Here is a 25,774-nt window from a genome sequence, read left to right as displayed (position 1 = left end):
AAGCTCCTGTCATGCGCGGCCGCGGGTGGCGCGGTCGATCAGCATCGCGACCAGGATGATGATACCCGTGGCCAGCAGCTGATAGAAGGCCTGCACGTTCATCAGCGTCAGCCCGTTGCGCAGCCCGCCCAGGATCACCGCGCCCATCAGCGTGCCCACGACCGATCCCTTGCCGCCCATCAGCGATGCGCCCCCTATGGCCGCCGCCGCGATCGCGTCCAGCTCCCACAGGTTGCCCATCGTGGGGTCCGCAGCGCCGAGGCGGCCGGTCAGGATCAGCGCCGCGACGGCCGCCAGGCCCCCCGACAGAACATAGACGATGATCTTGGTACGCGCGACGGGAACGCCCGCGATGCGCGCGGCCTCGGGGTTGCCGCCCACGGCCAGGATGTATTCGCCAAGCGGGCTGCGGTTCAGCACCACCCACAGGACCACCGCGATGATCGCGACGATCACGACCGGCACCGGCACGCCGAGGACCAGCCCGTTGATCGCCTCGCGGAAGCCCGCCGGGATGCCGAAGATCGGGTTGCCGCCGGTGAAGATCAGCGCCAGCGCGCGATAGAGCGACAGCGCCCCGAGCGTCACGATGAAGGGCTGCAGCCCCGCGATGGCCACCAGCACGCCGTTGAACAGCCCGCAGGCCATGCCGGTGGCGATGGCGCCCGCCACGGCCAGCGGCATCGGCACGCCCGCGATCATCAGCGTGGCGCCGACGATGGCCGACACCGCCGCCGTGGGCCCGACCGACAGGTCGATCCCGCCCGAGATGATGACGAAGGTCATCCCCAGGGCGATGCAGGCGTTGATCGAGGATTGCTGCAGGATGTTGATCAGGTTCGGCGCGGTCAGGAAGACCGGGTTCAGCACCGCGAACACGGCGAAGATCAGCGCCAGGCCGAAGAACGTCCCGGCATCGCGCAGGTTGATGCGGGGGGCGGCGCGGAGGGGGGAGGCGGTATCGGTCATCACTGGACCCTCACGGATGGGGCCGCGGAAACCGGGCCTTTGGACTTGGGGATGGCGTTCGCCACGATGGCGTCTTCGGAAATCTGGTCGGCGTCCAGAATGGCCGCGATCCGGCCCTCGCGCATCACCATGACGCGGTCGGACAGGCGGATGATCTCGGGCAGTTCCGAGCTGACGACGATGATCGACTTGCCGGACCGGGCCAGCTGCGCGATCAGGTCGTAGATCTCGGATTTCGCGCCGATGTCGATGCCGCGGGTCGGTTCGTCGAACAGCAGGATGTCCACGTCGGCGGCCAGCCAGCGGCCGATGATGGCCTTCTGCTGGTTGCCGCCGGAAAACGTGCCGATGGCGCGGGTCACGTCGGGCGGTCGCATCCCCATGCGCTGCATCAGCGCGGTGGATTCGCGGTGCAGCTTGCGCCGCTGGACCAGCCCGAAGCGCGTGAAGCGGCCCATGCAGGGCAGGGCGATGTTGGACGACACCGGGCGCGCGCGGACGATGCCGTCCTTCTTGCGCTCCTCGGGGACCAGGCCGATACCGGCGGCGATGGCGGTGCGCGGGCTGCGCAGATCGACCGCCTTGCCGCGCAGCATGACGGTACCGGTCTTGGCACGGTCAATGCCCGCGATCAGCCGCAGCAGTTCGGTGCGCCCCGATCCGACCAGACCGGCCAGACCCAGGACCTCGCCCCTGTGCAGCGAGAACCCGGCGTCGCGGATCAGGCCGCCGTCCGACAGGTCGCGGACCTCCATGACCACCTCGGGGCGGGCATGGGTGACGTGGCGCGCATGCAGGATGTCGCGGCCGACCATCTTGGCGATCACCTGATCCTCGGTGATCCGGCTCAGGTCCACCGTGTCGATGAAGCGTCCGTCGCGCAGGATCGTGGCGCGGTCGCAGACCTGGAACACCTCGTTCATCTTGTGGCTGACATAGATGATCGACTTGCCCTGCGCCGCCAGCCGCGCGATCAGGGCCGCCAGCGCCTCGAATTCGGACGGCGTCAGGGACGAGGTCGGCTCGTCCATGGCGATGATCTTGGCGTCGTCCAGCAAGGCGCGGGCGATTTCCACGATCTGCTGCTGGGCGACCTTCAGGGTGTGGATGGGCGCGCGCGGGTCGATGCGCGGGTCCAGATCGGCTAGGATGGCGCGGGCGCGGGCATCCTGCGTGGCGCGGTCAACCAGCAGGCCGCCGGCGCGGGTCAGCGGGCGGCCCAGAAACAGGTTCTGCGCGACGCTCAGCTGCGGGATATGCTGCAATTCCTGGTGGATCATCGCGATCCCGGCGGCGCGGGCATCGGACGGGCGCGTCAGGGTGACGGGCTGACCGTCGATCACGATGCGGCCCTCGGTCGCCTGAAGCACGGCGGACAGGATGTTCAGCATCGTCGACTTGCCGGCGCCGTTCTCGCCCAGAAGGCCGTGGACCTCGCCGGGGCGCACGTCGAAGCTGACATCGTCAAGCGCGCGGATGCCCGGAAACACCTTGCTGACGCCGACAAGCGACAGCCGGCTTGCGGAAGTGGTCATGTCGACACCTATCGGGGGATGGGGCGGGTGGCGCCATCGCGGCGCCACCCGAGGCCCGGGTCGCGGCGGGGGGAGGAACCCGCCGCGCCGCCGGGAGGGGCGATCCGGATCACTCGGCCAGCAGCAGCTCGCGCAGCGCCGCGGTATCCTCGACCGAGTAGTCCTCGACGTTGTCGGCGGTGATCAGCGCCTGCGGGGTGGCGACCACGCGGGGCAGGTCCTGTCCGCCGATCAGGCGCAGCACGACCTCCATCGCGACCTCTCCGGTCAGGACCGGAAAGCTGTCGACGGTGCCGGTCAGATCGCCCGCCCGGATCGAGGCATAGGCGTCCGAGATGCCGTCCGTGCCGAACACCGCGACCTGGTCCTGAAGGCCCGCGGCCTTGACCGCCTCGACCACGCCCAGGGCCATGCCGTCATTGTTGGCATAGAAGCCGATCAGGTCGGGATGCTGCTGCAGGATGGTCGAGGCTGCGTCATAGGCGGTCTCGCGGCTCCAGTTGGCAGGCACGCTGGCCACGACCTCGAACTTGCCCGCGTCGGTGATGGTCGCGGTGAAACCGTCGGTGCGCTGGCCCGCGGCGAAGACGCCGGGCTGGCCCTCGATCACGGCGACCTTGCCGCCCTCGGGCTTGTTGTCGATGAACCACTGCGCCACGCGCACGCCGTTGTCGCGCTGGACGTTGCCGACGTAATGTTCCGCGGACGGGATCACCGCGTCGTTGACGTTCACGACCACGATGCCCTGCTCGGCCGCGGCCTCCATCGCGGGCTGCAGGTTGTTGTCGGTCTGCGGCGAGACGAGCAGGCCCTTGTTGCCCTGCAGGATCATGCTCTCCGCGATCTGCAGCTGACCCAGCTGGTCGCCCTCGGACGGGGCCGCCTGATAGGCCAGCGTCACGCCCTGCGCGTCCGCCACGTTCTGATAGCCCTCGCCAAGCGAGCGCCAGTATTCGTTGGTAAGCGTCTTGGACACGCCGCCCACCTGGGTGCCTTCGGGCGCGGCGGGCATCTCTCCGAACTGCTCGGACAGCGCCGACCAGTCCATGCGGTCGGCCTCGGTATCCGAGTTCAGCGGCGCCAGGTCCTGCGCGAAGGCGGCGCCGGTCAGGGCCGTCATCGCGCCGGCCAGCAGGAACGTCTTGATCGAGATCATCTTTGGGTCTCCTCCCTTTACGATAACCGTGAGGTCTGTGAAGTCAGCCCCCGGCCATGATGCGTCCGATGGCGCGCTGGCTGACCGGGGAATTCTGCGTGGCGATCGCCTCGTGCAGCGCATTGTCCGCGGACACGCGCTCGGCCATGGCCATGAAGCGTTCGACCGCCGCGATGTTGGTGCGGCATTCCTCGACCGGGTCGATGCCCGAGGCGTCGGGGAAGGTGTCGAAGTAGATCACCCCGTCATAGCCGTCGCGCCCGATCTGCCACAGCAGCTCAAGCGTGGCCTGCGGATGCACGCTGCCGACCATCAGCCCGTCGTCGCGCTTGGCGTATCCGTCGTTCAGATGCACGCCCAGCAGCCGCGACTTGCGCGCGATCAGCGTCGCGGCGAATGCCGGCATCTCGTCGGCATAGAGCACATGGGCAAAGTCCAGCGTGACCCCGGTATTGGCGCAGCCCGTCTCGGCGATGGCCAGCAGGGTCGTCGCCGCATCCGGCAGCAGTGCATAGGAGCGCGGTTCGTTCGCCTTGTATTCGATCGAGATCATGCATTCGGGCGCATGCTGGGCGACCTCGCGGATGCCCGACACCTCGTCGTCCCACATGCGCCCGTAATCGCCTTGGAAGCTGTAGTCGAAGCCGTCCTGACCCAGCCACAGCGTCATCAGCGGCGCACCCATTGCCAAGGCGGCGTCGATGCCGCGCTTGGTCAGGTCCAGCGCCTCCTGCCGCACGGTGCGGTCGGGATTGGTGAAGGCACCCAGCTTGAAGGCCGGGTTCGTGTAGTAGCGCATGGCCAGGCCGTTGACCTGCAGACCCAGATCGGTGATCCGGTTCAGCACGTCGCGGGGATCGTCGGCGACATGGTCGGGAAAGTTCAGGTCCACATGCGTCAGGCCCGGCACGCTGGCGGCCCGGCGCGCCATCATCTCCAGCGTCGGCTTACCCGCATGGTCGGGCCAGGCCCGATCGGCCTGCGCGGCAAATGAGTTCAGGCGCGTTGCGAATCTGGTCATGTGAAGCCCTCCGTTACTTCACAAATAAATAAGTATATGTGAAGCAGTCAAGAAATCTTTGCGCGGCCCCGTCTCTTTTCGCGCAGGCCGTCCCGGTCATGTCCGAGGTTCCGGTCCCGATCGCGCTGCCGCGCGTGATGCGGGCCGCGAAACCGCCTTGCAGATCGAAAACTATTCGATTAAACATGAAGCATGGAAAAGAATGACAGCCTTGCGGCATTGTCCGCCTTGGCCCACGACATGCGTCTGGACGTGTTCCGCCTGCTGGTCCGGGCCGGGCCGGGCGGCATGGCCGCGGGGGACATCGCGGCTCAGCTCGGGGTCCGGGCGAACACGCTGTCGAACAACCTGACCATCCTGACCGCCGCGGATCTGGTGCGATCCGAGCGCGAGGGCCGGTCGATCCGCTATTTCGCACGGATGGACACGATGCGCGGGCTGCTGGGCTTTCTCATGGAGGATTGCTGCGGCGGCCAGCCCGCGCTGTGCCAGCCGATCCTCGACCAGATCGCCTGCGCCTGCTGAGCGCGGCCTCCTCCGACAAGGACCCCTTCCGATGACCGACGACACGCCCGTGCAGACCGCCCCCCTGGGCGCCTTCGAACGCTGGCTGACCCTGTGGGTCGCGCTGGCCATGGCGGCGGGTCTGGCCCTCGGCGCCACGGCCCCCGGCCCGGTCCGGGCCATCGCCGGGGCCGAGGTCGCATCGGTCAACCTGGTCGTCGCGGTGCTGATCTGGGCGATGGTCTATCCGATGATGGTCAATGTCGATTTCGCGTCCGTCGGCGGCGCGTTCCGCCAGCCCCGGGGCCTGCTGATCACGGTGGCGGTCAACTGGCTGGTCAAGCCCTTCACCATGGCGCTGCTGGCGGTGCTGTTCTTCGACCATGTCTTTGCCCCCTGGATCGCGCCCGAGGATGCGCAGCAATACATCGCGGGCCTGATCCTGCTGGGCGCCGCGCCCTGCACGGCGATGGTCTTCGTCTGGTCGCAGCTGGTGCGGGGGGATGCGACCTACACGCTGGTGCAGGTGTCGGTGAACGACCTGATCATGGTGGTGGCCTTCGCCCCTCTCGTCGCGCTGCTTTTGGGCGTGACCGAGATCGCCGTGCCGTGGTCGACGCTGGTTCTGGCCACGGTCCTCTATGTCGTGCTGCCGCTGGCGGCGGGGCTGCTGACGCGCCGCGCCCTGGGCGGCGCCGACCGGATCGAGGCCTTCTCGGCGCGCATCAAGCCCTGCTCGATGATCGGCCTCGTCGCGACGGTCGTGATCCTCTTTGCGCTGCAGGGCCGGACGATCCTGGACCGGCCGGCCATCATCGCGCTGGTCGCCGTGCCGATCCTGATCCAGAGCTATCTGATCTTCGCCATCGGCTATGGCGCCGCCTGGCTGATGCGCGTGCCGCACCGGATCGCCGCGCCCTGCGCCATGATCGGCACGTCGAACTTCTTCGAACTGGCGGTCGCCGTCGCCATCAGCCTCTTTGGCTTGAACTCGGGCGCGGCGCTGGCCACGGTCGTGGGCGTGCTGGTCGAGGTGCCGGTGATGCTGTCGCTCGTCGCCCTTGCCAACCGCACCCGCGCCCGTTTCCCGGAGGTCCGCGCATGATCGTCATCCACCACAACCCCGCCTGCGGCACGTCGCGCAACGTGCTGGAGATCATCCGCGCCTCGGGCACCGAGCCGGTGGTGATCGACTATCTGTCCGAAGGCTGGACGCGGCCGCAGCTGCTGGCCCTGCTGGCCGCGGCCGATCTGACCCCGCGACAGGCGCTGCGGGACACGAAATCCCCCGCGGCCGAGCTGGGCCTGCTGGAGGAGGGTGTCACGGATGCGCAGATCCTGGAGGCGATGCTGGCCCATCCGGTGCTGGTCAACCGCCCCATCGTGGCCTCGCCCAGGGGGGTGCGGCTCTGCCGTCCCTCCGAGGCGGTGCTGCCGCTGCTGGAGCGCCTGCCCGCCGGTCCGCTCTACAAGGAGGACGGCCAGATGATCCTGACCGAGGAGGGCCGGATCGTTGAGTGACCTGCCGAACCTGAACCCCGCCTGCTTCGACGCCATCGACCCCGCGCGGCTGCATCCGCCGACGCGCAGCAGCCATCCGGCCCGCATCCTGCTGCTCTACGGCTCGCTGCGCGAGCGCAGCTTCTCGCGCTTCGCGACCGAGGAGGCCGCGCGCCTGCTGACCGCCCTGGGGGCCGAGCCGCGGATCTTCGACCCGCGCGGCCTGCCCTTGGCCGATGCGGCGGAGGCCGACCACCCCAAGGTCGCCCAGCTGCGCGATCTGGTCGGCTGGTCCGAGGGCATGGTCTGGTGTTCGCCCGAACGCCATGGCGCGATGACTGGCGTGATGAAGACGCAGATCGACTGGATTCCGCTGTCCTTGGGCGGCGTGCGCCCCACCCAGGGCAAGACGCTGGCCGTGATGCAGGTCTGCGGCGGCAGCCAGAGCTTCAACACCGTCAACCAGCTGCGCATCCTGGGCCGCTGGATGCGGCTTCTGACCATCCCGAACCAGTCATCGGTCGCCAAGGCCTGGGACGAGTTCGACGAGGCCGGGCGCATGAAGCCCTCGCCCTATTACGACCGCATCGTGGACGTGATGGAGGAGCTGGTGCGCTTCACGCTACTTACCCGAGACATCAAGGATCACCTGGTCGACCGCTACTCCGAGCGCGTCGAGAGCCACGAGGCGCTGTCGAAGCGGGTCAACCAGTCGCAGGCGGTCTGAGGGCGGCATGCCGACAGGTTATGTCGCGGCCCGGCGATCTTCGGCAGGTCCTGCCGTCGCCCCGATGCTATAGCCGAAGGGACGACCCCGGCCCTTCGGCGCCGCGTCCCGGTGTTTCCCTCTTTCCATGCCGCCCGAGGCATGGTCGTCTTGGGCCGGTGGGACATGCGGGTGCCGGATCGGGCCTGCGGTCCGCATGCCGAAGGGGGGACGCCTATCCGATGCCTGACGAGACGCAGCGCCTGGTCGACAGCTTCAGCCTGTCCGCGCGACCGATCACCCCCGAGGCCATCCCGAAGCTGCACGAGCTGTCGGTCGGCGTCGGCTGGATGCACCGCACCGAGGACTGGGCCACCGCCCTGCGACTTGGCGAGGGTATCTATCTGACCGACGAGATCGGCCGGCCCTTCGGCTCCGCGATGTGGTTTCCCGTGGCCCCCGACCTGGCGCGGCTCGGCATGGTCATCACCACCCCCCGCCTGCAGGAGCGGGGCGCGGGGCGCTGGATGATGGAGCAGATCCTGGCGCGCACCGGCCCGCGCGATCTGGCGCTGCATGCGACCCACGCGGCCTATCGGCTCTATGTCGCCCTGGGGTTCCAGACCGGGCCGCGGGTCTGGCAGCATCAGGGGGTCGTGACCGCGGCGCCCAGCCCCGACCCCCGCGTCCGGCCGCTGCGCCCCGAAGACCAAGGCGCGGTCCGCGCGCTGGACGCCCGCGCCTATGGCGCCGAGCGGCGCGATGCGCTGACGCTGTTTCTGGAGCAGTCCACCGGCACGGTCATCGAGGAGGGCGGCGGCGTCACCGGCTATGCACTCTGCCGTCGCTTCGGGCGGGGCCATGTGGTGGGGCCGGTCGTCGCCGCGACGCCCGAGGATGGCGTGGCCCTGGCCGCGCCACACGTCGCCGCGCATCGGGGCCGCTTCCTGCGCATCGACACCGCCCGGACCGACGGTCCCTTCATCGAGATGCTGAGGGCCTGCGGCCTGCCCGCCCATGACACGGTGACCAGCATGTGGCGGGGCCGGCCGCGCCCGGTCGATCCGGGCGCGCAGATCTTTGCGCTGGCGAACCAGGCGCTCGGCTAGGCTCAGGAGCCATTGATTTCAGCCGCGCGGGATGCTTCAGGCTCGGTAAGTAGACTGGATCATGAGCAATCCTTTTTGGCTGACGGATGCGCAGATGGCTCGCCTTCGGCCGTTTCTCCCCAACAGCGACGGAAAGCCTCGCGTCGATGACCGGCGTGTTCTCAGCAGCATTATCTTCAGCAATCGCAATGGCTTGCGGTGGCAAGATGCGCCCAGGGAGTATGGTCCGCCGAAGGCCCTCTGCAATCGCTGGAAGCGGTGGGGCTACAACGGCGTCTTCGTCCGGATGATGGAAGGCCTGGCCTCCGAGGCGGCCGGTCCAAAGACGGTGATGATCGACGCGACCGATCTCAAGGCGCACCGCACGGCCTGCAGCCTGCGGGCCGAAGAAGGGGACCCGGGGACCAGAAGGGCCGCCTGATCGGCCGCATCAAGGGGTTTGAGGGAGACAGAAACTGTCCAGTGGACAGTTTCGCCCGAGAACGGAACACCAGACTGCACGCCGTCACCGACGCTGATGGGCGGCCGGTCCGGTGCCTCATGACGGCAGCTCAGGTGAGCGATCACAGCGGTGCTGCGGCCCTGTTGGGCAGCTTGCCGGCGGCAGAATGGCTGCTGGGCGACCGTGGCCATGATGCCGATTGGTTCAGAGATGCGTTGAAAGACAAGGGGATAAAGCCCTGCATACCGGGACGGAAGTCCCGTGGGAAACCCGCCGAGTATGACAAGCGCCGCGACCGCATCGAGATCATGTTCGGCCGGCTGAAGGACTGGCGACGGGTCGCAACCCATTACGACAGATGCCCGAAGGTCTTCCTCTCAGCCATCGCCCTCGACGCAACCGTCATGTTCCGGCCATGACCCGGGAACGAGTCCCGATCCTAGAACTCCGAGACCTTGCCCCAGCTGCCCTTGGCAAAGCGGTCGGGGTGATAGGCCGCGGGGTCCAGCGCCGGCACGGCGCCCGTGACCATGTCGGCGATCATCTCTCCGGCGCCCGGCCCGATGCCGAAGCCATGCCCGCTGAACCCCGCGGCCAGCACCAGGCCCGGCACGGCGGTCTCGCCGATGGCAGGAACGCCGTCGGGGGAGCTGTCGATGTAACCCGCCCAGGTCGCCTGGACGCGGGCCCCGGCCATGGCGGGGATCAGCGCGTCGGCACGCGCGCGGATGCGGCGCAGGGCGCGGGCGTCGGGGACCGGGTCCAGGACGCGCATCCGCTCCATCGGGGTCGGCGCGTCCAGCCGCCAGCGGCGGCGCGTCTCGTGGCCCGCGCGCCAGGCCTGCGTCCCGCCGGGCCGCAGGATGCGCCAGCGCTTGGCGAACATCGGCAGGAAGTGGCGGGCATGGACGATCTGCTGCGGCGTCGGGTCCACCCGCGCCGCCCCCGAGATGGCCAGCGCATAGCCCCCGTCGCCCCGCCGCGTGACCGAGATCCCGGCCGTGTGCAGCGCGTCCGGACCGTTGACGCCGGGCATCACGCTCATGATCGAGGAGCGGATCGAGGCCTGCGGAAAGCTGACCCCCAGCTGGTGGCAGAAGGACGAGGCCCAGGCCCCGCCCGCCATCACCACGGTCGAGGTGGCGATGGTGCCGCGTTCGGTGACGACGCCCGACACGCGCCCGCCCGACAGCTCCAGGCCCCGCGCAGCGCACATCTGATGGACCGTGCCGCCCGCCGCCATGATCCCGCGCGCGATCACCGGGCAGGCGCGCGACGGGTCGGCCACGCCGTCATCGGGCGAGAAGACCCCGCCCTTCCACGCCCGGCCCGTGGCGCGGCCCCGCTCGGCGGCCTGCGACGCGTCCAGCATGTGCGTCGTGACGCCCATTCCGCGGGCCATCTCGCGCCAGCGCGCCCAACCGGCGATCTCGGCCTCGCTGTCGGACAGATACAGCAGGCCACAGCGGCGAAAGCCGGGGTCCTGGCCGATGTCGCGGGCCATCGCCTCCCACAGGTCCAGGCTGCGCGTGGCCATGGGCAGCTCGCGCGCGTCGCGGTTCTGCTGGCGACACCAGCCCCAGTTGCGGCTGGACTGTTCGGCACCCACGCGGCCCTTCTCGACCAGCGCGACGCGGACGCCCTTGCGGGCCAGGTAATAGGCGGTCGAACAGCCGACGATGCCGCCGCCGATCACCACGACGTCGGCGCGGGCGGGCAGGTCGGAACCGGTCTGGATGGTCAGCAGGGGCGCGGGCATGGTCGTCTCCTTATTCTGAGGTCATTCTGCCCGCCAGCGCCCGCGGGATATGCCGGATCGTCTGCCCGCGCAGCAGGTCCTGCCGTTTGCGCAAAGGGACGCGGCAGCTTTGGGCAGCGGGCGGAATCCGGGCCGTCGGGGCCGAAATGGGCGCCGGAATCGTTGAGGTCGCCGCAGATCATGCTAGACCCGGCAGGCGCAGATCGGAGGCGCCGACCATGAAGCTGGACCGCATCGACATCCGCATCTTGCACGAGCTGCAGAAGAACGGCCGCATCACCAATGTCGAGCTGGCCGACCTGGTCCACCTGTCGCCCAGCCCCTGCCTGATGCGCGTGAAGAAGCTGCAGCAGGCGGGCTACATCACCGGCTATTCGGCGCAGATCGACGTGGCCAAGCTGGGCCCGACCCTGACCGTCTTCACCGAGATCACTCTGAAAAACCACCGCCAGATCGACTTTGCCCGCTTTCAGCAGGCGCTGGAGAAGGTCGAGGAGGCGGTGGAATGCCATCTGGTGTCGGGTGGCTACGACTATCTGGTCAAGTTCGTGACCGCGGGGATCGGCGACTATCAGGCGGTGATGGAGCGGCTGATCGATGCCGAGGTCGGCATCGACAAGTATTTCAGCTTCGTCGTCATCAAGACGCCCTTCTCCAAGGCGCATCTGCCGCTGCAGAACCTGTTCGACCTCTAGCCCGCCGCCCGCTGCGGCACGCGGTCCAGCCAGCCGGTGTCCAGCTGCGGCACCGAGGCGAACAGCAGCTGCGAATAGGGGTCGCGGGCCTCGGACAGGCGGTCGGCGGCCAGGGTCTCGACCACGCGGCCGTGATGCATGACCATGACCTCGTCGCAGATCGCCTCGACCGTGGACAGGTCGTGGCTGATGAAGACATAGGATAGGTCCAGCTCGCGCTGCAGCTCCTTCAGAAGGTCGATGACCGCGGCGGCCACCACCGTGTCCAGCGCCGAGGTGATCTCGTCGCAGAGGATCACCTCCGGATCGGCGGCCAGGGCGCGGGCCAGGTTCACGCGCTGCTTCTGCCCGCCCGACAGCTCTCCGGGCAGGCGGTGGCGCATGGCGCGGGGCAGGCGCACCATGTCCAGCAGCTGCGCCACGCGGGCCTCGCGGGCACTCCCCTTGGCACCGTGATAGAAGGTCAGCGGCCGCCCGATGATGTCGCCCACCGATTGCGCCGGGTTCAGCGCCGTGTCGGCCAGCTGAAAGACGATCTGCAACCGGCGCAGGTCCTCCTTGCTGCGCGCGGCGACCCCCGGCTCCAGCCGGTGCCCGTCCAGCAGGACCCGCCCCGAGACCGGCGGCAGCAGCCCCGCGATGGCGCGGGCCAGGGTCGACTTGCCGCTGCCGGATTCGCCGATCACGCCCAGGTTGCGGCCCTTGTCCAGACGGCAGCTGACATCGTGCAGCGCGATCTTCAGCGGCTGGCCGTCGCGGCCGCGGCCGTAGCCGGCCGTGACGCCCGTCACCTCCAGCGCGGGGACGCCCTGCGCAAGCGGGGGGGCCGCGCTGCGGGGCGCGGGGTGGAAGGCGTCCAGCAGCGATTTCGTGTAGGGATGGGCGGCGCGATGCAGGATCTGCTCGGCCGTGCCCTCCTCCTGCACCTCGCCGCCCTTCAGCACGATGATGCGGTCGGCGATCTGCGCCACCACGGCCAGGTCGTGGCTGACATAGACCCCCGCCATGCCGCCCGCCTTCATCACCGACTTGAAGGCGCGCAGCACCTCGATCTGGGTGGTCACGTCCAGCGCGGTGGTGGGTTCGTCGAAGATCACCAGCTTGGGGTCGCCGATCAGCGCCATGGCGGCGGCCAGCCGCTGCAGCTGCCCGCCCGAGACCTGGTGCGGATAGCGCTCTCCGATGCGGTCGGGGTCGGGCAGGGCCAGGGCGCGGAACACCTCGACCGCCTTGGCGCGGGCCTCCTCCATCGGCATCAGGTCGTGGATGCGCGCGACCTCGATCACCTGGTCGATCAGCCGGATCGCCGGGTTGAAGGCGGCCGCCGCACTTTGCGGGACATAGGCGACGGTGGTGCCGCGCATGGCCGCGCGCCGGGCCTCGGGCGCCGTGGCCATGTCCAGCCCGTCCACCATGACCGAGCCCGAGCGGATGCGACAGCCGGGGCGGCAATGGCCCATCAGCGACAGGGCGATGGTCGTCTTGCCGCTGCCGGATTCGCCGATCAGGGCCACGATCTCTCCGGGCGCGATGTCCAGCGAGACGCCGCGGATGATCTCGACCTCGCGGCCGCTGTCGGTGGTCGCGCCAAGGCGCAGGTCGCGGATCTGGACCAGGCTCATCATTCGCTCCTGTCGCGGATGCGGGTGGGAAGGTTGTCGATCAGCAGGTTGACGCTGATGGTCAGCGTGGCGATGGCCAGCGACGGGACCAGCACCGCCGGCGCCCCGAAGGACAGCCCGCCCATGTTCTCTCGCACCAGCGATCCCCAGTCCGCATTGGGCGGCTGCACGCCCAGGCCCAGGAAGGACAGGCCCGACAGCATCAGCACGATGAAGACGAAGCGCAGGCCCATGTCGGCCAGCACCGGCCCCAGGATGTTGGGCATGATCTCGGCCCGGATCAGGTAGCCGGTGCGCTCGCCCCGTGCGCGGGCGACGGTGACGTAATCCATCGTGTTCACGTTCACCGCCAGCGCGCGGGCGAAGCGGTAGGAGCCGGGCGTGTAGACCACCGCCAGGACCGCGATCAGCACCGGGATGGAGGAGCCGATGGCCGCGACCACGACCAGGCCGAACAGCTTCGAGGGGATCGAGCTGACCGCGTCCAGCACCCGACTGATCGCGGTGTCGGTCCAGCCGCCGATGACGGCCGCGGTCATGCCAAGGACGACCCCCGCCGTGCAGGCCAGCATCACCGCCGCCAGCGAGATGCCGACCGTGTAGCGTGCCCCGGCCAGCACGCGCGACAGCATGTCCCGGCCCAGATAGTCGGTGCCGAGCGGGAACTGCGCCGAGAGCGGCCCGAAGAAGTCGTAATCGACGATCTCTCCGGGCGGGTGGGGGGCGATCCAGGGGCCGATGACCGCGACGGCCGCCCAGAAGACGATGACGCAGGCGGCCAGCACGCCCAGGGGGCTGACCTTCCAGCCGAGGCGGCGGGGGGACAGCGCGCGGAGGGAAAGGGTCATGGCCATCACTGTCGCAACCTCGGATTGGCAAGGATCGCCACGACGTCGGCGATGGTGATCAGGAGCAGGTATCCCAGGCAGAAGATCATCGCGCAGCCCTGGATCAGCGGCAGGTCGCGCGTGGCGACCGCATCCACCATCAGCTTTGCGATGCCCGGATAGTTGAAGATCGTCTCGACGATGATCACGCCGCCCAGCAGGTAGGACAGCGACAGCGCCATCGCGTTCACGATGGGCCCGATCGCGTTCGGGAGCGCGTGGCGCAGCACGATGCGCGCGCGCGATGCGCCCTTCAGCAGCGCCATCTCGACATAGGGGGATTTCAGCGTCTCGATGACGGCGGCGCGGGTCATGCGGATCATCTGCGCCGAGACGACGAAGCTGAGCGTGATGACCGGCATCGCATAGGCGCGCAGCACCGCCCAGATGCTGGAGGTGTCGCCGCCGAAGGACAGCGCCGGCAGCCAGCCCAGCCAGACCGCGAAGATCAGCACGGCCAGCGTCGCGACCAGGAACTCGGGCACCGAGATCACCGCGACCACCACGCTGCTGACCAGCCGGTCGAACAGGCTGCCGCGCCAGATCGCGGTGGTGATGCCAAGCGCCAGCGCGACCGGCACCGCGAATGCCGCGGTGATCGCCGCCAGCTTCAGCGTATTGGCCAGCCGCCCGCCGATCAGATCGGCCACGGCCATGCGGTTGGCATAGGAATGGCCCAGATCGCCGGTCAGCATGCCGCCGATCCAGCCGAAGAAGCGCAGGATCGCGGGCTGGTCGAGGCCCATAGCCTCGCGCAGGCCGGCCACGGCCTCGGGGGTCGCGGCCTGGCCCAGAAGGATCTGCGCCACGTCGCCGGGCAGCATCTGGGTCGCGCCGAAGACGATGAAGCCGACGATCAGCAGGATGACGGCTGACACGCAGATACGGCCGAGGATCAGGTTCAGGACCTGGATATTCATGCGCCTCTCCTGTGAATGGGCCCCCGGCGCGCGGCCGGGGGCGGGCGGTTCACGCGCTGAGCCAGGCGTATTCGGCGAAGGCGAAGCCGCCCGTGCCGCCAAGCGGGTTCGGACGCACGCCGTGCAGCTTGTCGGTATGGATGTCCACGCCGGTCAGGAACAGTGGGATCGCGGTGCCGGCCTCGTTGGCGACCATGACCTGCATCTCGTCATAGATCTCCTTGCGGCGGGCAAAGTCCAGCTCGCCGCGCGCCTCGACCAGCATGCCGTCGAACTTCTCGGACTTGTACTGGCTCTCGTTCCAGGGCGCGTCCGAGGCATAGAGCAGCGAGAACAGGATGTCGGGCGTGGGCCGCGGGTTGATGTTGCCGAAATGGACCGGCGCCTGCAGCCAGTAGTTCGACCAGTAGCCGTCGGCGGGCACGCGCTGGATGTCGAAGTTCATCCCGATCTCGGACCCGGCCTGCTGCAGGATCATCGCCATCTCGTTGGCGCCGTTCGCCGCGTCCGAGCTGACGACCTCGATCCGCTGTCCCAGAAGGCCCGCCTTGTCGAACAGCGAGCGGGCGCGCTCGGGGTCGTATTCGCGGGGCTTCAGCTCGGCATTGTGATAGGGGTTCATCGGCGGGATGGGCTGGTCGTTGCCGATCTCGGCCAGGCCGCGCAGGGCCGAGCGCTGGATCGTCTCGCGTTCCAGCAGGTATTTCAGCCCCTCGGCAAAGCCCGCCTTGTCGCCCGGCGCCAGATCCAGCCGGACGTTGAGGTTGGTGTCGTTGCCCGCGGTGTTTCTGTTCAGCGCGATGCCCGGCTGACCCTCGACCATGCGCAGGAACTGCGGCTTGATGTTGGCGCCCATGTGGATGTCGCCGGCCAGCACCGCGTTCACGCGGGCATTGTCATCGGCGATGGCGAAGATCTCTAGGCTTTCCAGATGGGCAGGCTGGCGGAAATAGTTCTGGTTGCGCGACATCAGGCTGCGGATGCCGGGCTGGAAATCCTCCAGCACGAAGGCGCCGGTGCCGTTGCCCAGGCTGAAATCGGTCGTGCCCTCCGCGACGATCATGAAGTGATGCATCGCGAAGATGGTCGGCAGGTCGGCATTGGGCGCGGCCAGGGTGATGCGGACGGTCGTGGGGTTCTCGGCGCGGGCCTCCTCGATCTGCTCGACGATGGTCGCGACCTTGGAGCCCACGGCCGGGTCCTTGTGGCGCATCAGCGAGAAGACGACATCATCGGCGGTCAGCGTCTTGCCGTCATGGAAGGTGACGCCGGATTTCAGCGTGACCGTCCAGACGCGCGCATCGTCGGATTCGATGGCATCGGCCAGTTCCATCACCAGCTCGCCCTGCTCGTTCAGGAAGGTCAGGCGGTTGTAGATCGAACAGGCGCGGGTGTAGTCGGTGGCATTGGCCGCCGCCGCCGGGTCCAGCGTGTCGGCGGTCGAGGCCGACCAGGTCGCCGACCGCAGATGGCCGCCGCTGACCGGCGTCTGCGCCAGAGCAGCGCCCGCGCGGGTCAGGATCGCGCCGCCCGCGGCCATGGCGATGCCGCCGGCCATGAACATGCGCAAAAGCTCTCGCCGGTTGGCGCCCCGGCGGATGGCGGTCTCGACCATCGCGTCATCGGCGCGGGTCCAGTTGGTGACGTCCCTGTTGGTCATCATGTCTCTCCAGGTTGGGGCCGGGCCCTTGGGGGCTTCTGCGGCGGAAGGTCAGGCAAAGGCGGGTTCGACCGCTGCGGCCAGCTCGGCCATCGCGGTGAAGTGGTAATCGGGCACGGTGACGGCGGCGGGCGCGATGGTGCCGCCCCATCCCGGCTGGTCGTGGCGGCGCTGGATCCAGCAGGTGGCCAGGCCCAGGTCGCGCGCGACGCCCATGTCGTGATGCTGGCTCTGGGCGACATGCAGGATGTCGTCCCGCGCCACGCGCCGCGCCTCCAGCGCCGTCAGGACGTGGTGGAAGAAGGCCGGATCGGGCTTTTCGGTGCCGGTGTCGTCGGTGGTGAAGGACGCGTGGAACGGATGGCCCAGGGCTGCGTCGAAATGCGCGAAGGCCCATCGCTGCGCATTGGTCATCGCCACCAGCGTGTAGCGGCGCGACAGCGCCTGCATGGCCGCGACCGAATCCGCGAAGGGCTGCCAGCGGGCCGCGTCGTCGCGCAGCCGCCGGCCCAGCTCCGCGTCCCGCGGCAGGCCCAGTTGGGGTGCGATGGCCAGATAGACCCGCTCCAGGTCGTCGGGAAAGCGCTGCACGTCGGGGCGATAGCGTTCGGCGCGATAGGCGCTCAGCACATCCTCGCGCGCAAGGCGGGTGCCGTGTTCGGCGGCGATGGCGGACAGGCTGTCCATCAGGCCGCTTTCAAAGTCGATCAGCGTGCCCACCACGTCGAAGGTCAGGCATTTATAGGCGTTCAGGGGCTTCTTCGGCATGGATTCGTCCCGTCAGATGGCCGCGTCGCGGCGTTCCTGTGGCAGGCGGTGCGCCGGGTCGCCCCGGTCGTGACAGTCTGTTCCGCCTGCCGTCCTGTTCAGTCTCCGGCCATAGTCGCGACCGAAAACCCCGAAATCGTCGCCTGCGCCGCAGAAAGTTCCGTATTGGCGGCGCGCGGCGGCACGCTCAGTAGCCGCGGCCGCGGTCGATCAGGCCGGGTGCCGCGCGCCCCGCGCGGTCGGCGCGGATGCCCGCGATGACATGGGCCGCGCCATCGGCGGCATTGGTCTGGCTGGCCACATGCGGCGTGACGACAACGCGCGGGTCGCGCCACAGCGGATGATCCGCGGGCAGCGGCTCGGGGTTGGTGACGTCCAGCCAGGCCGAGGCCAGCCCCGCCTCCAGCGCGCGTTCCAGTGCGCCGGGGTCCAGCTGCGCGCCGCGGCCCAGATGGACCAGATGCGCGCCATCGGGCAGGCGGGCGAACAGGTCGTCGTCCAGAATGCCGCGCGTCTGCTCGGTCAGCGGCAACAGGCAGATCAGGATGTCCGTCCGCGCCAGGAAGGCGTCCAGATCGGTCATGCAGTCCACGCCGGCCAGGCTGCGCGGGCTGCGGCTCCAGCCCGCGCGCGCGAAGCCGAATGGCGCCAGCGCGTCCAGCACCGCCTGTCCCAGCTGGCCCAGACCCATGACCCCGATCCGCGTCGTCTCGGCCGGGCGGTTGGCGCGGGCCTGCCATCGCCCCTGCCGCGCCTGATCCAGATAGGCGGGCAGGTCGCGATGCAGCGCCAGGACCGCCATCACGGCCATCTGCACCATCTGCCGCGCGATGCCCGGCTCCAGCATCCGCACCACACCGACCTGCGGGGGCAGGGCGGTCAGGTCGAACTGATCCACCCCCGCCCCGACCGAGAAGATCAGGCGCAGGTTCGGATAGGCGGAGAGGTCGGCGGGGGGCGTCCAGGCGATCATGTATTCGACCGCCGCCGGATCGGGCGCATGGCCCAGATGGAAGGGCAGGTCGGGCAGGGCCTCCGCAAAGGCGCGTTCGAAGACCGCGCCCCGTGCCGGTTCGGACAGGAACAGGGCCGCCATCAGCGCATCACCGCGCGGATCTCGGGGTCGTCCAGGGTCAGGTCCAGGACGCGGCGGGTGCGCTCGACGATCTGGTCGATCTCGGCCTCGGTGCAGCACAGCGGCGGCGCAAAGCCCAGCACGCCCCAGCCAAAGGCGCGCAGGACCAGCCCCTCGGACCAGGCGCGGTCGAAGATGCGCGTGGCGGGTTCCGCCGTGGCGGGCAGGGGGGTCCTGGCCTCCTTGTCGGTGACCAGCTCGATCGCGGCCAGCATGCCGCGCCCGCGCACGTCGCCCACCAGCGGATGGTCCGACAGCGCCGCCAGCCCCGCCTGCAGTCGCACGCCCATCGCGCGCCCGTTGGCCAGCAGCCCGTCCTCATAGAGGTCCAGCACCGCCAGCCCCACCGCCGCCGAGACGGGATGCGCCGAATAGGTCTGGCCATGGCCGACCGCGGCCTTGCCCGCCCCGTCGGCGATCACCTGATAGACCCGGTCGGACATGAACACCGCCCCCATCGGCACATAGCCCGAGGTCAGCCCCTTGGCGGTGGTGATGAAGTCCGGCACGATCCCCTCATCCGCGCAGGCAAACAGCGGGCCGGTGCGGCCGAAGGCGGTGATGACCTCGTCGGCGATGAACAGGATGTCGTGTTCCGTGCACAGGTCGCGCATCGCCTTCATCCAGCCCGGCGGCGGTACCAGGACGCCGCCCGATCCCTGGATCGGCTCGACATAGAAGGCCGCGACATGCTCGGGCCCGCCCAGGGCCGCGATCCTGTCCAGCAGATGGCGGCGCGAGGCCTCGATCACCGCCTGCGGGTCGCGGCCCACCGGGTTGCGATAGAGGTCGTGCGACGGGATCTTGTGCTGCCAGTCGTAAGGGACACCGAAGCCCGCATGGAAGGACGGCAGCGCCGTCAGCCCAGCCCCGACCGTGGACGAGCCGTGATAGCCCTGCGCGACCGAGATGAAATGCTGCTTGGACGCCATGCCGCGCGCGTTCCAGTAATAGCGCACGAAGCGCACCGTGCTGTCGATCGCGTCCGAGCCGCCAAGCGTGAAATAGACATGGTCCAGATCGCCCGGCGCGGCCTCGGCCAGGCGGGCGGCCAGGCGCACGGCGGGTTCGGCGCCCAGGCCGAAATAGCCCGTCGCATAGCACAGCTGCTGCATCTGCCGCGTCGCGGCCTCGATGACCGAGGGCTGGCCATAGCCCGCATTCACGCACCACAGGCCCGAGAAGCCGTCGATCAGGGTCCGGCCTTCGCCGTCGCGCACGGTGGTGCCCTGACCGTGGGTCAGCAGGCGCAGGCCCGCGGCCTCATGGCCGCGCCAGCTGGCGACGGGGTGGATCAGATGGGCGCGGTCCAGTTCGACCAGGGAATTGGCAAGCATCGGAAGGGTCCTTATTCAACCAAGCGCCTGAGCGGCGAGGGCAAAGCTGTGGATCTGGGCGGCGTGGGGCACGGGGGCCGTGGACATGGCGACCCCGCCGCCCACGGGCGCCAGGCCAAGCGTTTCCAGCCAGGGCGACAGGCCGCTATCCTCGGGCACGTCCACGCGCAGGAACCGACCCTCCTGGCCCGCCATCAGCGCGGACAGGAGGCTGCGCGCCGTGGCGCCGTCCCGGGCGATGACCGGGCCCGCGACCTGTCCGCGCCCGAAGGGCCGGATCGCGCCCCATGCGATGGGCTGCCCCGCCTCGCGCAGCACCGCGACGCGGCCCTGGCGCAGCAGCGCCGCGATCAGGGGCGCGCGGTCCATGCCGGTCGCCTGCCGGTCCAGCGCAGTCAGCGCGGCATGATCTGCGGCACTGGCCCAATCGACGGGTGCTGTGGGCGGCGGCGCGACCGGACCCTGATGCTGGCGAATGCGGCCGGTCTCAAGAAAGCCCAGCTTGCGATAGAGGGGCAGGCCCGCCTCGGTCGCGATCAGGCGGTATTCGGGGATGTCGGCCTCGGCCATCAGCCCCTCGACCAGGCGGCGGCCCAGGCCCCGGCCGCGCAGCGCCTCGCCCACGATGATCATGTTCACCAGCCCCACGGGGCCGAAGCGGGTCAGCAGGGCCGTGCCCGCGACCTGGCCATCCGCCAGCGCGACGAGGCCCCGGCTGAGCGACGACAGCAGGGCCCAGTCCTCGGCGCGATGCGGCCAGGCCTCGGCGCGGGACAGGGCCAAGGCGGCCGGCAGATGCTCGGACGCGAAGGGGGCAAGGGTGATGGTGTCGGACATGGGGCCTCCGGATCGTGTGGGGCCAGTCTGGCGCGGCGGGCGCGGCATCTGCCGCCGTAAGCCCGGTCGCGGCACAATCTTGCGCCGTCATGTCGCGGCCCTGCCGCAGGATATGCCGTGCCCCGGTCGGCCATGCGCGCGGCGCGGCAGGCGCGCCGGACCCGCCGCGACATATCCTGCGGCAGGTCCGGGCCAGAACGGTGCAATCTGCCTTGGCGGCGCATGGATGCGGCGCGTGCGGCCTGCCGGGCGCGCCTAGGCTTGGGGCATCGCCAATCCAATCCAGAGGCCATGCCATGTCCCCCCGCCCCAAGTTCATCACCTTCGACTGCTACGGCACGCTGACGCATTTCGACATGGCGGGCGCCGCGCGGCGCATCTATGGCGAGGCCCTGTCCGAGCCGGCGATGGTGCAGTTCATCAAGAACTTCGCCGCCTATCGCCTGGACGAGGTGCTGGGCGCGTGGAAGCCCTATGCCGATGTGGTCCACAATGCGCTGGAGCGGACTTGCCGCGCGAACGGCGTGCCCTTCCGCCCCGAGGATGCGGTGCGCGTCTATGAGGAGGTGCCGACCTGGGGTCCGCATCCCGACGTGCCCGCGGGCCTGGCCAAGGTGGCGCAGGAGATCCCGCTGGTCATCCTGTCCAACGCGATGAAGAGCCAGATCATGTCGAATGTCGACAAGCTGGGCGCGCCCTTCCACATGGTCATCACCGCCGAGGAGACCGGCGCCTACAAGCCGCAGATGCGCGGTTTCGAGTACATGCTGGACAAGCTGGGCTGCGGGCCGGAGGACATCTGCCACGTCTCGTCGTCGTTCCGCTATGATCTGATGACCGCGCATGATCTGGGAATCACGCAGAAGGTCTGGGTCAATCGCGGCCATGAACCGGCGAACCCCTATTACGGCTATACCGAGATCAGGGATATCGGCGGGCTGCCGGGGGTCTTCGGGCTGTGAGGCAGGTTCCCTACTGGCAGGACAGCGCCACGCCCTTTGCCGGGGCGGTCCGCGGGCCGGTGTCGGGCGATTACGACGTGGCGGTGATCGGGGCGGGCTTCACCGGCCTCGGCGTCGCGCGGCAGCTGGCGATGGAGGGCAAGTCCGTCGTGGTGCTGGAGGCGCTGCGCGTGGGCGCGGGCGCCTCGGGGCGCAATGGCGGGCATCTGAACAACGGCATCGCACACAGCTATCCGGCCGCGATGGAGCGGTTCGGCGCCGAGAAGGCCCGCGCGCTCTACCGCGCCTTCGATGACGGCATCGCCACGATCGAGCGCATCATCGCGGAGGAGGGGATCGATTGCGGGTTCCGCCGGTCGGGCAAGCTGAAGCTGGCCTCCAAGGAGAGCCATGTCGCGGGTTTGCGCCGCAACTTCGAGGCGGTGCATCGCGAGGCGGATCCCGACACCGAATGGCTGGACCGCGCGGCGCTGGAGGCCGAGGTGGTCAGCGACGCGTTCCATGGCGGCATGCTGCAGCGGCGCAGCGCAATGATGCATATGGGCCGCTTCGTCGCCGGGCTGGCCGATGCCGCCGCCCGGCGCGGCGCGGTCATCCATGAGGAGGCGCCGGTGACCGCGCGGACCCGGTCCGGGGCGGGATGGCGGCTGGAGACGCCGCGCGGCGCGGTGACGGCGGGGCAGGTGGTGCTGGCGACGGGGGCCTATACGGGCGACGCCTTCCCGTGGTTCCGCCGGCGGATCGTGCCGGTGGGCAGTTTCATCATCGCGACCGCGCCCCTGACCGAGGCGCAGATCGCGGGCAGCGTGCCGGGCGACCGGACCTTTGTCAATTCGATGAACATCGGAAATTATTTCCGCCTGACGCCGGACCGGCGGCTGATCTGGGGCGGGCGGGCGCGGTTCTCGGCCCGGTCGGACCAGCGCTCGGACGCGCGCAGCGGCGCGGTGCTGAAGGCGGCGCTGGCCGAGGTGTTCCCGCAGCTGGCCGATGTGCGCATCGACTATTGCTGGGGCGGGCTGGTGGACATGACCGCCGACCGCTTTCCGCGCACGGGACAGGCGGACGGGGTGTGGTTCTCGATGGGCTATTCGGGCCACGGCGCGCAGATCGCCACGCATATGGGCGAGATCATCGCCGACCGCATCATGGGCCGCGCGCGCGCGAACCCATGGGAAGACCTGCCTTGGGCCGCGGTGCCGATGCATTCGGGCAAGCCGTGGTTCCTGCCTTTGGTGGGGATGTATTACAAGATGAAGGACAAGGTGAGCTGATGAGCCTGTTGAAGAAGATCGACCTGGCCGAGGCCGGGGAACCCGTGGCCGCGAAATGCGCGCCCGAACGCCTGATCGCAGGGGACCCGGACTTCCTGACCTGGGCCTTTGACGACACGAACGCGGGCAGGATCCGCACGGGCATCTGGCAGGCGACGCCCGGAGAGAACCATTCGATCAAGGGCGAGACGTTCGAGTTCTGCCACCTGCTGGAGGGCGTGATCGAGCTGACCGAGGAGGGGCAGGCGCCGCGCGTCTTCCGCAAGGGCGACAGCTTCGTCATGAAGCCGGGCTATCGCGGGGTGTGGAAAACCATCGAGACGGTGCGCAAGATCTATGTGATCGTCGGCTGACGGGGAAGGCGGGGGAGCCTGCTCCCCCGCACCCCTCGCCCAAGGGGCCCATCGGCCCCTTGGGGAACCCCGCGTCGCGCCAGGGGGCGGGCGTCGTGCCCGCCCTTCGGCGTCAGAGGCCCGCCATGTGGAAGGCCTTGGTCTCCAGGTATTCGTCGATGCCGGCGCGGGCGCCCTCGCGGCCCAGGCCCGACTGCTTGACGCCCCCGAAGGGCGAGACGGCCATGCTGAGCGCGCCGGTGTTCAGGCCCACCATCCCGAATTCCAGCGCCTCGCCCACGCGGAAGGCGCGCGACAGGTCGCGGGTGTAGAAATAAGCGGCCAAGCCGAAGGGGGTCGCATTGGCGGCGGCCACGGCCTCGGCCTCATCGCGGAAGCGGAAGATCGGGGCGACGGGGCCGAAGGTCTCCTCCGAGGCGAGGCGCATCGCGGTCGTGGCCCCGGTCAGCACGGTCGGGCGGGCATATTGCCCGGCGGGGGCGGGGGCCTGGGCCGCGATACGCGCGCCTTGGGCGGTCGCGTCGGCCAGATGCGCCTCGATCTTCTCCAAGGCGGCGGCGTTGATCATCGGGCCGATCTGCGTGTCCGCATCGGTGCCGGGGCCGACCTTGAGGGCCGAGACCCGCTCCGACAGGCGCGCGACGAAGGCGTCGTGGATGCCGTCCTGCACGAAGATGCGGTTGGCGCAGACGCAGGTCTGCCCGCCGTTGCGGAACTTGGCGGCGATCAGCCCCTCGACCGCGGCGTCCAGGTCGGCATCGTCGAAGACCAGGAACGGCGCGTTGCCGCCCAGTTCCAGCGACAGGCGCTTCACCGTGGGCGCGCATTGGCCCATCAGCATGGAGCCCACGCGGGTAGAGCCGGTGAAGGACAGCTTGCGCACCGTCGCGCTGTCGGTCAGCGCAGCGCCGATGGCGGTGGGCAGGCCGGTCACGATGTTGATGACGCCCGCGGGGATGCCCGCGCGTTCGGCCAGCACGCCCAGGGCCAGCGCCGAATAGGGCGTGAATTCCGACGGCTTGACCACCACCGTGCAGCCCGCGGCCAAGGCCGGGCCGACCTTGCGGGTGATCATCGCGTTCGGAAAGTTCCAGGGCGTGATGATGGCCGAGACGCCGACCGGCTCGCGCATGGCCAGGATGCGGCGGTCGGCGGTAGGGGCGGGGATGATCTGGCCCTCGATCCGCCGGGCCTCCTCGGCGAACCACTTGATGAAGCTGGCGCCATAGGCGATCTCGCCGCGCGATTCGGCCAGGGGCTTGCCCTGTTCCAGCGTCAGGATCAGCGCCAGGTCCTCGGTCGCGGCGACCATCAGGTCGTGCCAGGCCATCAGCAGATCGGCGCGCTCGGCTGAGGGGCGATGGCGCCAGTCGGCGAAGGCGGCATCGGCCGCCGCGATCGCGGCGCGGGTCTGGGCGGCGCTGACATCGGGCACCGTGCCCAGGGTCGCACCGGTCGCGGGGTCGGTGACCGCGACCGTGGCGCCGTCATCGGCATCGACCCACCGCCCCCCGATCAGCGCCTGCTGGCGCATCAGGTCCGGATCGGCCAGCCGGCTGATGGGGGCGTGGATGGTCATGGGTCAGTCCTCCAGATGGGCCAGAACGGCCGTTGTGATGGCGTCGGTGGTGTCGCGGCCCGGGCGGGTGCCGATGCCGCGACCGGTGGCGGCCTCCAGCGCGGCCATGATGCGGGCGGCGGGGGCGGTCTGGCCCAGATGCTCCAGCATCATCGCCGCTGACCAGAAGGTCGCCATCGGGTTGGCGATGCCCTTGTCCGCGATGTCGGGGGCCGAGCCGTGGACGGGCTCGAACATCGACGGGTTGCGGCGCGTCGGGTCGATATTGGCCGAGGCCGCGAAGCCCAGGCCCCCCTGGATGGCCGCACCCAGATCGGTCAGGATGTCGCCGAAGAGGTTGGAGGCCACGACCACGTCCAGCGTCTCGGGCGCCATGACCATCCGCGCGCAGATCGCGTCGATGTGGTAGCGGGTGACCGCGACATCGGGGTATTCGGCGGCGATCTGGTCGGTGACCTCGTCCCAGAAGACCATGCTGTGGCGCTGCGCGTTCGATTTCGTGACCGAGGCCAGCATTCCCCGCCGCGCCTGCGCCTGCTCGAAGCCGAAGCGCAGGATGCGTTCGACGCCCGCGCGGGTGAAGATCGAGGTCTCGACCGCGACCTCGTCCGGGGTGCCCTGATGGACGCGGCCGCCAGCGCCGGAATATTCGCCTTCGGTGTTCTCGCGGATGCAGAGGATGTCGAAATCGCGGGTCTTGAGCGGCCCCTCGACGCCGGGCAGCAGGCGGTGCGGGCGGATGTTGGCATATTGCACGAAGGCCTTGCGGATCGGCAGCAGCAGCCCGTGCAGCGACACGGCATCGGGCACGCGGGCGGGCCAGCCGACCGCGCCCAGGAGGATCGCGTCGAAGCGGCGCAGCGTCTCGATCCCGTCCTCGGGCATCATGCGGCCGTGCTGGAGGTAGTGGTCGCAGGACCAGGGCAGGCTCTCGGTCGCGATGTCGGCGCCCGAGGCCTCCATGACGCGCAGGGCGGCCTCGGTCACGGGAATGCCGATGCCGTCTCCGGGGATCAGGGCGATGCGATGTGTCATGGTAAGGCT

25 protein-coding genes are annotated in these 25,774 nt (G+C 69.5%); 10 read left to right on the top strand and 15 right to left on the bottom strand.

Features of this window, described 5'->3' with window-relative positions; genetic code table 11:
* Positions 1–9 precede the first annotated feature (9 nt).
* The 4 genes from AC2SGK_RS07785 to AC2SGK_RS07770 form a co-directional block, all read right to left on the bottom strand.
* Positions 10–969 carry an ABC transporter permease gene (locus AC2SGK_RS07785; protein ID WP_488323021.1) on the bottom strand — a complete coding sequence of 320 codons (960 nt, stop codon included), beginning with the start codon at positions 967–969 and terminating at the stop codon, positions 10–12.
* Positions 969–2,504, bottom strand: coding sequence for a sugar ABC transporter ATP-binding protein (locus AC2SGK_RS07780; RefSeq protein WP_488323020.1), 1,536 nt, complete (start codon positions 2,502–2,504; stop codon positions 969–971). Before AC2SGK_RS07780 ends, AC2SGK_RS07785 begins: the two co-directional genes overlap by 1 nt.
* A gap of 109 nt (positions 2,505–2,613) precedes the next feature.
* Positions 2,614–3,660 (bottom strand): sugar ABC transporter substrate-binding protein, encoded by a 1,047-nt coding sequence (locus AC2SGK_RS07775; RefSeq protein WP_488323019.1) that lies wholly within the window; start codon positions 3,658–3,660, stop codon positions 2,614–2,616.
* A 43-nt stretch (positions 3,661–3,703) separates the two neighbouring features.
* On the bottom strand, positions 3,704–4,681 hold the full coding sequence (locus AC2SGK_RS07770; RefSeq protein WP_488323018.1) for a sugar phosphate isomerase/epimerase family protein: 978 nt from the start codon (positions 4,679–4,681) through the stop codon (positions 3,704–3,706).
* A 192-nt stretch (positions 4,682–4,873) separates the two neighbouring features.
* Between AC2SGK_RS07770 and AC2SGK_RS07765 the strand changes: the two genes are divergently transcribed.
* From AC2SGK_RS07765 to AC2SGK_RS07740, 6 genes are all read left to right on the top strand, one after another.
* Entirely contained in the window at positions 4,874–5,206 is a 333-nt protein-coding gene (locus AC2SGK_RS07765) for an ArsR/SmtB family transcription factor (protein WP_488323017.1), read from the top strand.
* A 31-nt stretch (positions 5,207–5,237) separates the two neighbouring features.
* Positions 5,238–6,290: an ACR3 family arsenite efflux transporter gene (gene arsB / locus AC2SGK_RS07760; protein ID WP_488323016.1), complete on the top strand. Its 1,053-nt coding sequence runs from the start codon at positions 5,238–5,240 to the stop codon at positions 6,288–6,290.
* Positions 6,287–6,706, top strand: coding sequence for an arsenate reductase family protein (locus AC2SGK_RS07755; protein WP_488323015.1), 420 nt, complete (start codon positions 6,287–6,289; stop codon positions 6,704–6,706). The genes arsB and AC2SGK_RS07755 overlap by 4 nt, the downstream gene beginning before the upstream one ends.
* Entirely contained in the window at positions 6,699–7,412 is a 714-nt protein-coding gene (gene arsH / locus AC2SGK_RS07750; RefSeq protein WP_488323014.1) for an arsenical resistance protein ArsH, read from the top strand. The genes AC2SGK_RS07755 and arsH overlap by 8 nt, the downstream gene beginning before the upstream one ends.
* A 221-nt stretch (positions 7,413–7,633) precedes the next feature.
* Entirely contained in the window at positions 7,634–8,500 is an 867-nt protein-coding gene (locus AC2SGK_RS07745) for an N-acetyltransferase (RefSeq protein WP_488323013.1), read from the top strand.
* Positions 8,501–8,561: 61 nt separating this feature from the next.
* Positions 8,562–9,361, top strand: a protein-coding gene (locus AC2SGK_RS07740) for an IS5 family transposase (RefSeq protein ID WP_488323012.1) whose coding sequence is annotated in 2 segments (ribosomal slippage) — positions 8,562–8,883 and positions 8,883–9,361 — 801 coding nt in all. Because the reading frame shifts where the segments join, the coding sequence is not laid out codon by codon here.
* A gap of 20 nt (positions 9,362–9,381) precedes the next feature.
* Here AC2SGK_RS07740 and AC2SGK_RS07735 read toward each other — a convergent pair.
* Positions 9,382–10,701 carry an NAD(P)/FAD-dependent oxidoreductase gene (locus AC2SGK_RS07735; RefSeq protein WP_488323011.1) on the bottom strand — a complete coding sequence of 440 codons (1,320 nt, stop codon included), beginning with the start codon at positions 10,699–10,701 and terminating at the stop codon, positions 9,382–9,384.
* Positions 10,702–10,919: 218 nt separating this feature from the next.
* On the opposite strand from AC2SGK_RS07735, the gene AC2SGK_RS07730 reads away from it, so the two are divergent.
* Positions 10,920–11,396, top strand: a complete 477-nt coding sequence (locus tag AC2SGK_RS07730) for an Lrp/AsnC family transcriptional regulator (RefSeq protein WP_411840387.1) — start codon at positions 10,920–10,922, stop codon at positions 11,394–11,396.
* On the opposite strand, the gene AC2SGK_RS07725 is transcribed toward AC2SGK_RS07730, so the two are convergent.
* The 8 genes from AC2SGK_RS07725 to AC2SGK_RS07690 all read right to left on the bottom strand — a co-directional run bounded on the left by AC2SGK_RS07725 (position 11,393) and on the right by AC2SGK_RS07690 (position 20,562).
* The gene (locus tag AC2SGK_RS07725) at positions 11,393–13,018 is read right to left on the bottom strand and encodes an ABC transporter ATP-binding protein (RefSeq protein ID WP_488323010.1); all 1,626 of its coding nucleotides are present in this window, start codon (positions 13,016–13,018) and stop codon (positions 11,393–11,395) included. The genes AC2SGK_RS07730 and AC2SGK_RS07725 overlap by 4 nt on opposite strands.
* On the bottom strand, positions 13,018–13,866 hold the full coding sequence (locus tag AC2SGK_RS07720) for an ABC transporter permease (protein ID WP_488323009.1): 849 nt from the start codon (positions 13,864–13,866) through the stop codon (positions 13,018–13,020). Before AC2SGK_RS07720 ends, AC2SGK_RS07725 begins: the two co-directional genes overlap by 1 nt.
* Before the next feature lie 5 nt (positions 13,867–13,871).
* On the bottom strand, positions 13,872–14,825 hold the full coding sequence (locus AC2SGK_RS07715) for an ABC transporter permease (RefSeq protein ID WP_488323008.1): 954 nt from the start codon (positions 14,823–14,825) through the stop codon (positions 13,872–13,874).
* Positions 14,826–14,874: 49 nt separating this feature from the next.
* The gene (locus AC2SGK_RS07710; protein WP_488323007.1) at positions 14,875–16,485 is read right to left on the bottom strand and encodes an ABC transporter substrate-binding protein; all 1,611 of its coding nucleotides are present in this window, start codon (positions 16,483–16,485) and stop codon (positions 14,875–14,877) included.
* Between the two features lie 51 nt (positions 16,486–16,536).
* Positions 16,537–17,253 carry an HAD-IA family hydrolase gene (locus AC2SGK_RS07705; protein WP_488323006.1) on the bottom strand — a complete coding sequence of 239 codons (717 nt, stop codon included), beginning with the start codon at positions 17,251–17,253 and terminating at the stop codon, positions 16,537–16,539.
* Positions 17,254–17,440: 187 nt separating this feature from the next.
* Positions 17,441–18,349 carry a 2-hydroxyacid dehydrogenase gene (locus AC2SGK_RS07700; RefSeq protein WP_488323005.1) on the bottom strand — a complete coding sequence of 303 codons (909 nt, stop codon included), beginning with the start codon at positions 18,347–18,349 and terminating at the stop codon, positions 17,441–17,443.
* The gene (locus AC2SGK_RS07695; protein ID WP_488323004.1) at positions 18,349–19,725 is read right to left on the bottom strand and encodes an aminotransferase class III-fold pyridoxal phosphate-dependent enzyme; all 1,377 of its coding nucleotides are present in this window, start codon (positions 19,723–19,725) and stop codon (positions 18,349–18,351) included. Before AC2SGK_RS07695 ends, AC2SGK_RS07700 begins: the two co-directional genes overlap by 1 nt.
* A 15-nt stretch (positions 19,726–19,740) precedes the next feature.
* On the bottom strand, positions 19,741–20,562 hold the full coding sequence (locus AC2SGK_RS07690; protein WP_488323003.1) for a GNAT family N-acetyltransferase: 822 nt from the start codon (positions 20,560–20,562) through the stop codon (positions 19,741–19,743).
* A gap of 296 nt (positions 20,563–20,858) precedes the next feature.
* Between AC2SGK_RS07690 and AC2SGK_RS07685 the strand changes: the two genes are divergently transcribed.
* Genes AC2SGK_RS07685 through AC2SGK_RS07675 form a run of 3 tightly spaced genes read left to right on the top strand, consistent with a single transcriptional unit; the run spans position 20,859 to position 23,151 of the window.
* The gene (locus AC2SGK_RS07685) at positions 20,859–21,524 is read left to right on the top strand and encodes a haloacid dehalogenase type II (protein ID WP_488323002.1); all 666 of its coding nucleotides are present in this window, start codon (positions 20,859–20,861) and stop codon (positions 21,522–21,524) included.
* Positions 21,521–22,798, top strand: a complete 1,278-nt coding sequence (locus tag AC2SGK_RS07680; protein WP_488323001.1) for an NAD(P)/FAD-dependent oxidoreductase — start codon at positions 21,521–21,523, stop codon at positions 22,796–22,798. Before AC2SGK_RS07685 ends, AC2SGK_RS07680 begins: the two co-directional genes overlap by 4 nt.
* On the top strand, positions 22,798–23,151 hold the full coding sequence (locus tag AC2SGK_RS07675; protein ID WP_411840397.1) for a cupin domain-containing protein: 354 nt from the start codon (positions 22,798–22,800) through the stop codon (positions 23,149–23,151). Before AC2SGK_RS07680 ends, AC2SGK_RS07675 begins: the two co-directional genes overlap by 1 nt.
* Positions 23,152–23,263: 112 nt before the next feature.
* On the opposite strand, the gene AC2SGK_RS07670 is transcribed toward AC2SGK_RS07675, so the two are convergent.
* Together AC2SGK_RS07670 and AC2SGK_RS07665 are read right to left on the bottom strand one after the other, a co-directional pair.
* On the bottom strand, positions 23,264–24,730 hold the full coding sequence (locus tag AC2SGK_RS07670; RefSeq protein ID WP_488323000.1) for an NAD-dependent succinate-semialdehyde dehydrogenase: 1,467 nt from the start codon (positions 24,728–24,730) through the stop codon (positions 23,264–23,266).
* A gap of 3 nt (positions 24,731–24,733) precedes the next feature.
* Positions 24,734–25,765: a tartrate dehydrogenase gene (locus AC2SGK_RS07665; protein WP_488322999.1), complete on the bottom strand. Its 1,032-nt coding sequence runs from the start codon at positions 25,763–25,765 to the stop codon at positions 24,734–24,736.
* Positions 25,766–25,774: the final 9 nt, after the last annotated feature.

The organism is Paracoccus sp. NIOT.M2S5SZ12 (assembly GCF_057748165.1).
The sequence above is the reverse complement of the archived record's forward strand: the minus strand, read 5'-3'. Positions and strand labels throughout refer to the sequence as shown.

Bases quoted from the DNA above. Each gene is read 5' to 3' on its own strand.
- AC2SGK_RS07785 (WP_488323021.1), bottom strand. From the start codon at position 969: ATGACCGATACCGCCTCCCCCCTCCGCGCCGCCCCCCGCATCAACCTG.
- AC2SGK_RS07780 (WP_488323020.1), bottom strand. From the start codon at position 2,504: ATGACCACTTCCGCAAGCCGGCTGTCGCTTGTCGGCGTCAGCAAGGTG.
- AC2SGK_RS07775 (WP_488323019.1), bottom strand. From the start codon at position 3,660: ATGATCTCGATCAAGACGTTCCTGCTGGCCGGCGCGATGACGGCCCTG.
- AC2SGK_RS07770 (WP_488323018.1), bottom strand. From the start codon at position 4,681: ATGACCAGATTCGCAACGCGCCTGAACTCATTTGCCGCGCAGGCCGAT.
- AC2SGK_RS07765 (WP_488323017.1), top strand. From the start codon at position 4,874: ATGGAAAAGAATGACAGCCTTGCGGCATTGTCCGCCTTGGCCCACGAC.
- arsB (WP_488323016.1), top strand. From the start codon at position 5,238: ATGACCGACGACACGCCCGTGCAGACCGCCCCCCTGGGCGCCTTCGAA.
- AC2SGK_RS07755 (WP_488323015.1), top strand. From the start codon at position 6,287: ATGATCGTCATCCACCACAACCCCGCCTGCGGCACGTCGCGCAACGTG.
- AC2SGK_RS07745 (WP_488323013.1), top strand. From the start codon at position 7,634: ATGCCTGACGAGACGCAGCGCCTGGTCGACAGCTTCAGCCTGTCCGCG.
- AC2SGK_RS07735 (WP_488323011.1), bottom strand. From the start codon at position 10,701: ATGCCCGCGCCCCTGCTGACCATCCAGACCGGTTCCGACCTGCCCGCC.
- AC2SGK_RS07730 (WP_411840387.1), top strand. From the start codon at position 10,920: ATGAAGCTGGACCGCATCGACATCCGCATCTTGCACGAGCTGCAGAAG.
- AC2SGK_RS07725 (WP_488323010.1), bottom strand. From the start codon at position 13,018: ATGAGCCTGGTCCAGATCCGCGACCTGCGCCTTGGCGCGACCACCGAC.
- AC2SGK_RS07720 (WP_488323009.1), bottom strand. From the start codon at position 13,866: ATGACCCTTTCCCTCCGCGCGCTGTCCCCCCGCCGCCTCGGCTGGAAG.
- AC2SGK_RS07715 (WP_488323008.1), bottom strand. From the start codon at position 14,825: ATGAATATCCAGGTCCTGAACCTGATCCTCGGCCGTATCTGCGTGTCA.
- AC2SGK_RS07710 (WP_488323007.1), bottom strand. From the start codon at position 16,485: ATGACCAACAGGGACGTCACCAACTGGACCCGCGCCGATGACGCGATG.
- AC2SGK_RS07705 (WP_488323006.1), bottom strand. From the start codon at position 17,253: ATGCCGAAGAAGCCCCTGAACGCCTATAAATGCCTGACCTTCGACGTG.
- AC2SGK_RS07700 (WP_488323005.1), bottom strand. From the start codon at position 18,349: ATGGCGGCCCTGTTCCTGTCCGAACCGGCACGGGGCGCGGTCTTCGAA.
- AC2SGK_RS07695 (WP_488323004.1), bottom strand. From the start codon at position 19,725: ATGCTTGCCAATTCCCTGGTCGAACTGGACCGCGCCCATCTGATCCAC.
- AC2SGK_RS07690 (WP_488323003.1), bottom strand. From the start codon at position 20,562: ATGTCCGACACCATCACCCTTGCCCCCTTCGCGTCCGAGCATCTGCCG.
- AC2SGK_RS07685 (WP_488323002.1), top strand. From the start codon at position 20,859: ATGTCCCCCCGCCCCAAGTTCATCACCTTCGACTGCTACGGCACGCTG.
- AC2SGK_RS07675 (WP_411840397.1), top strand. From the start codon at position 22,798: ATGAGCCTGTTGAAGAAGATCGACCTGGCCGAGGCCGGGGAACCCGTG.
- AC2SGK_RS07670 (WP_488323000.1), bottom strand. From the start codon at position 24,730: ATGACCATCCACGCCCCCATCAGCCGGCTGGCCGATCCGGACCTGATG.
- AC2SGK_RS07665 (WP_488322999.1), bottom strand. From the start codon at position 25,765: ATGACACATCGCATCGCCCTGATCCCCGGAGACGGCATCGGCATTCCC.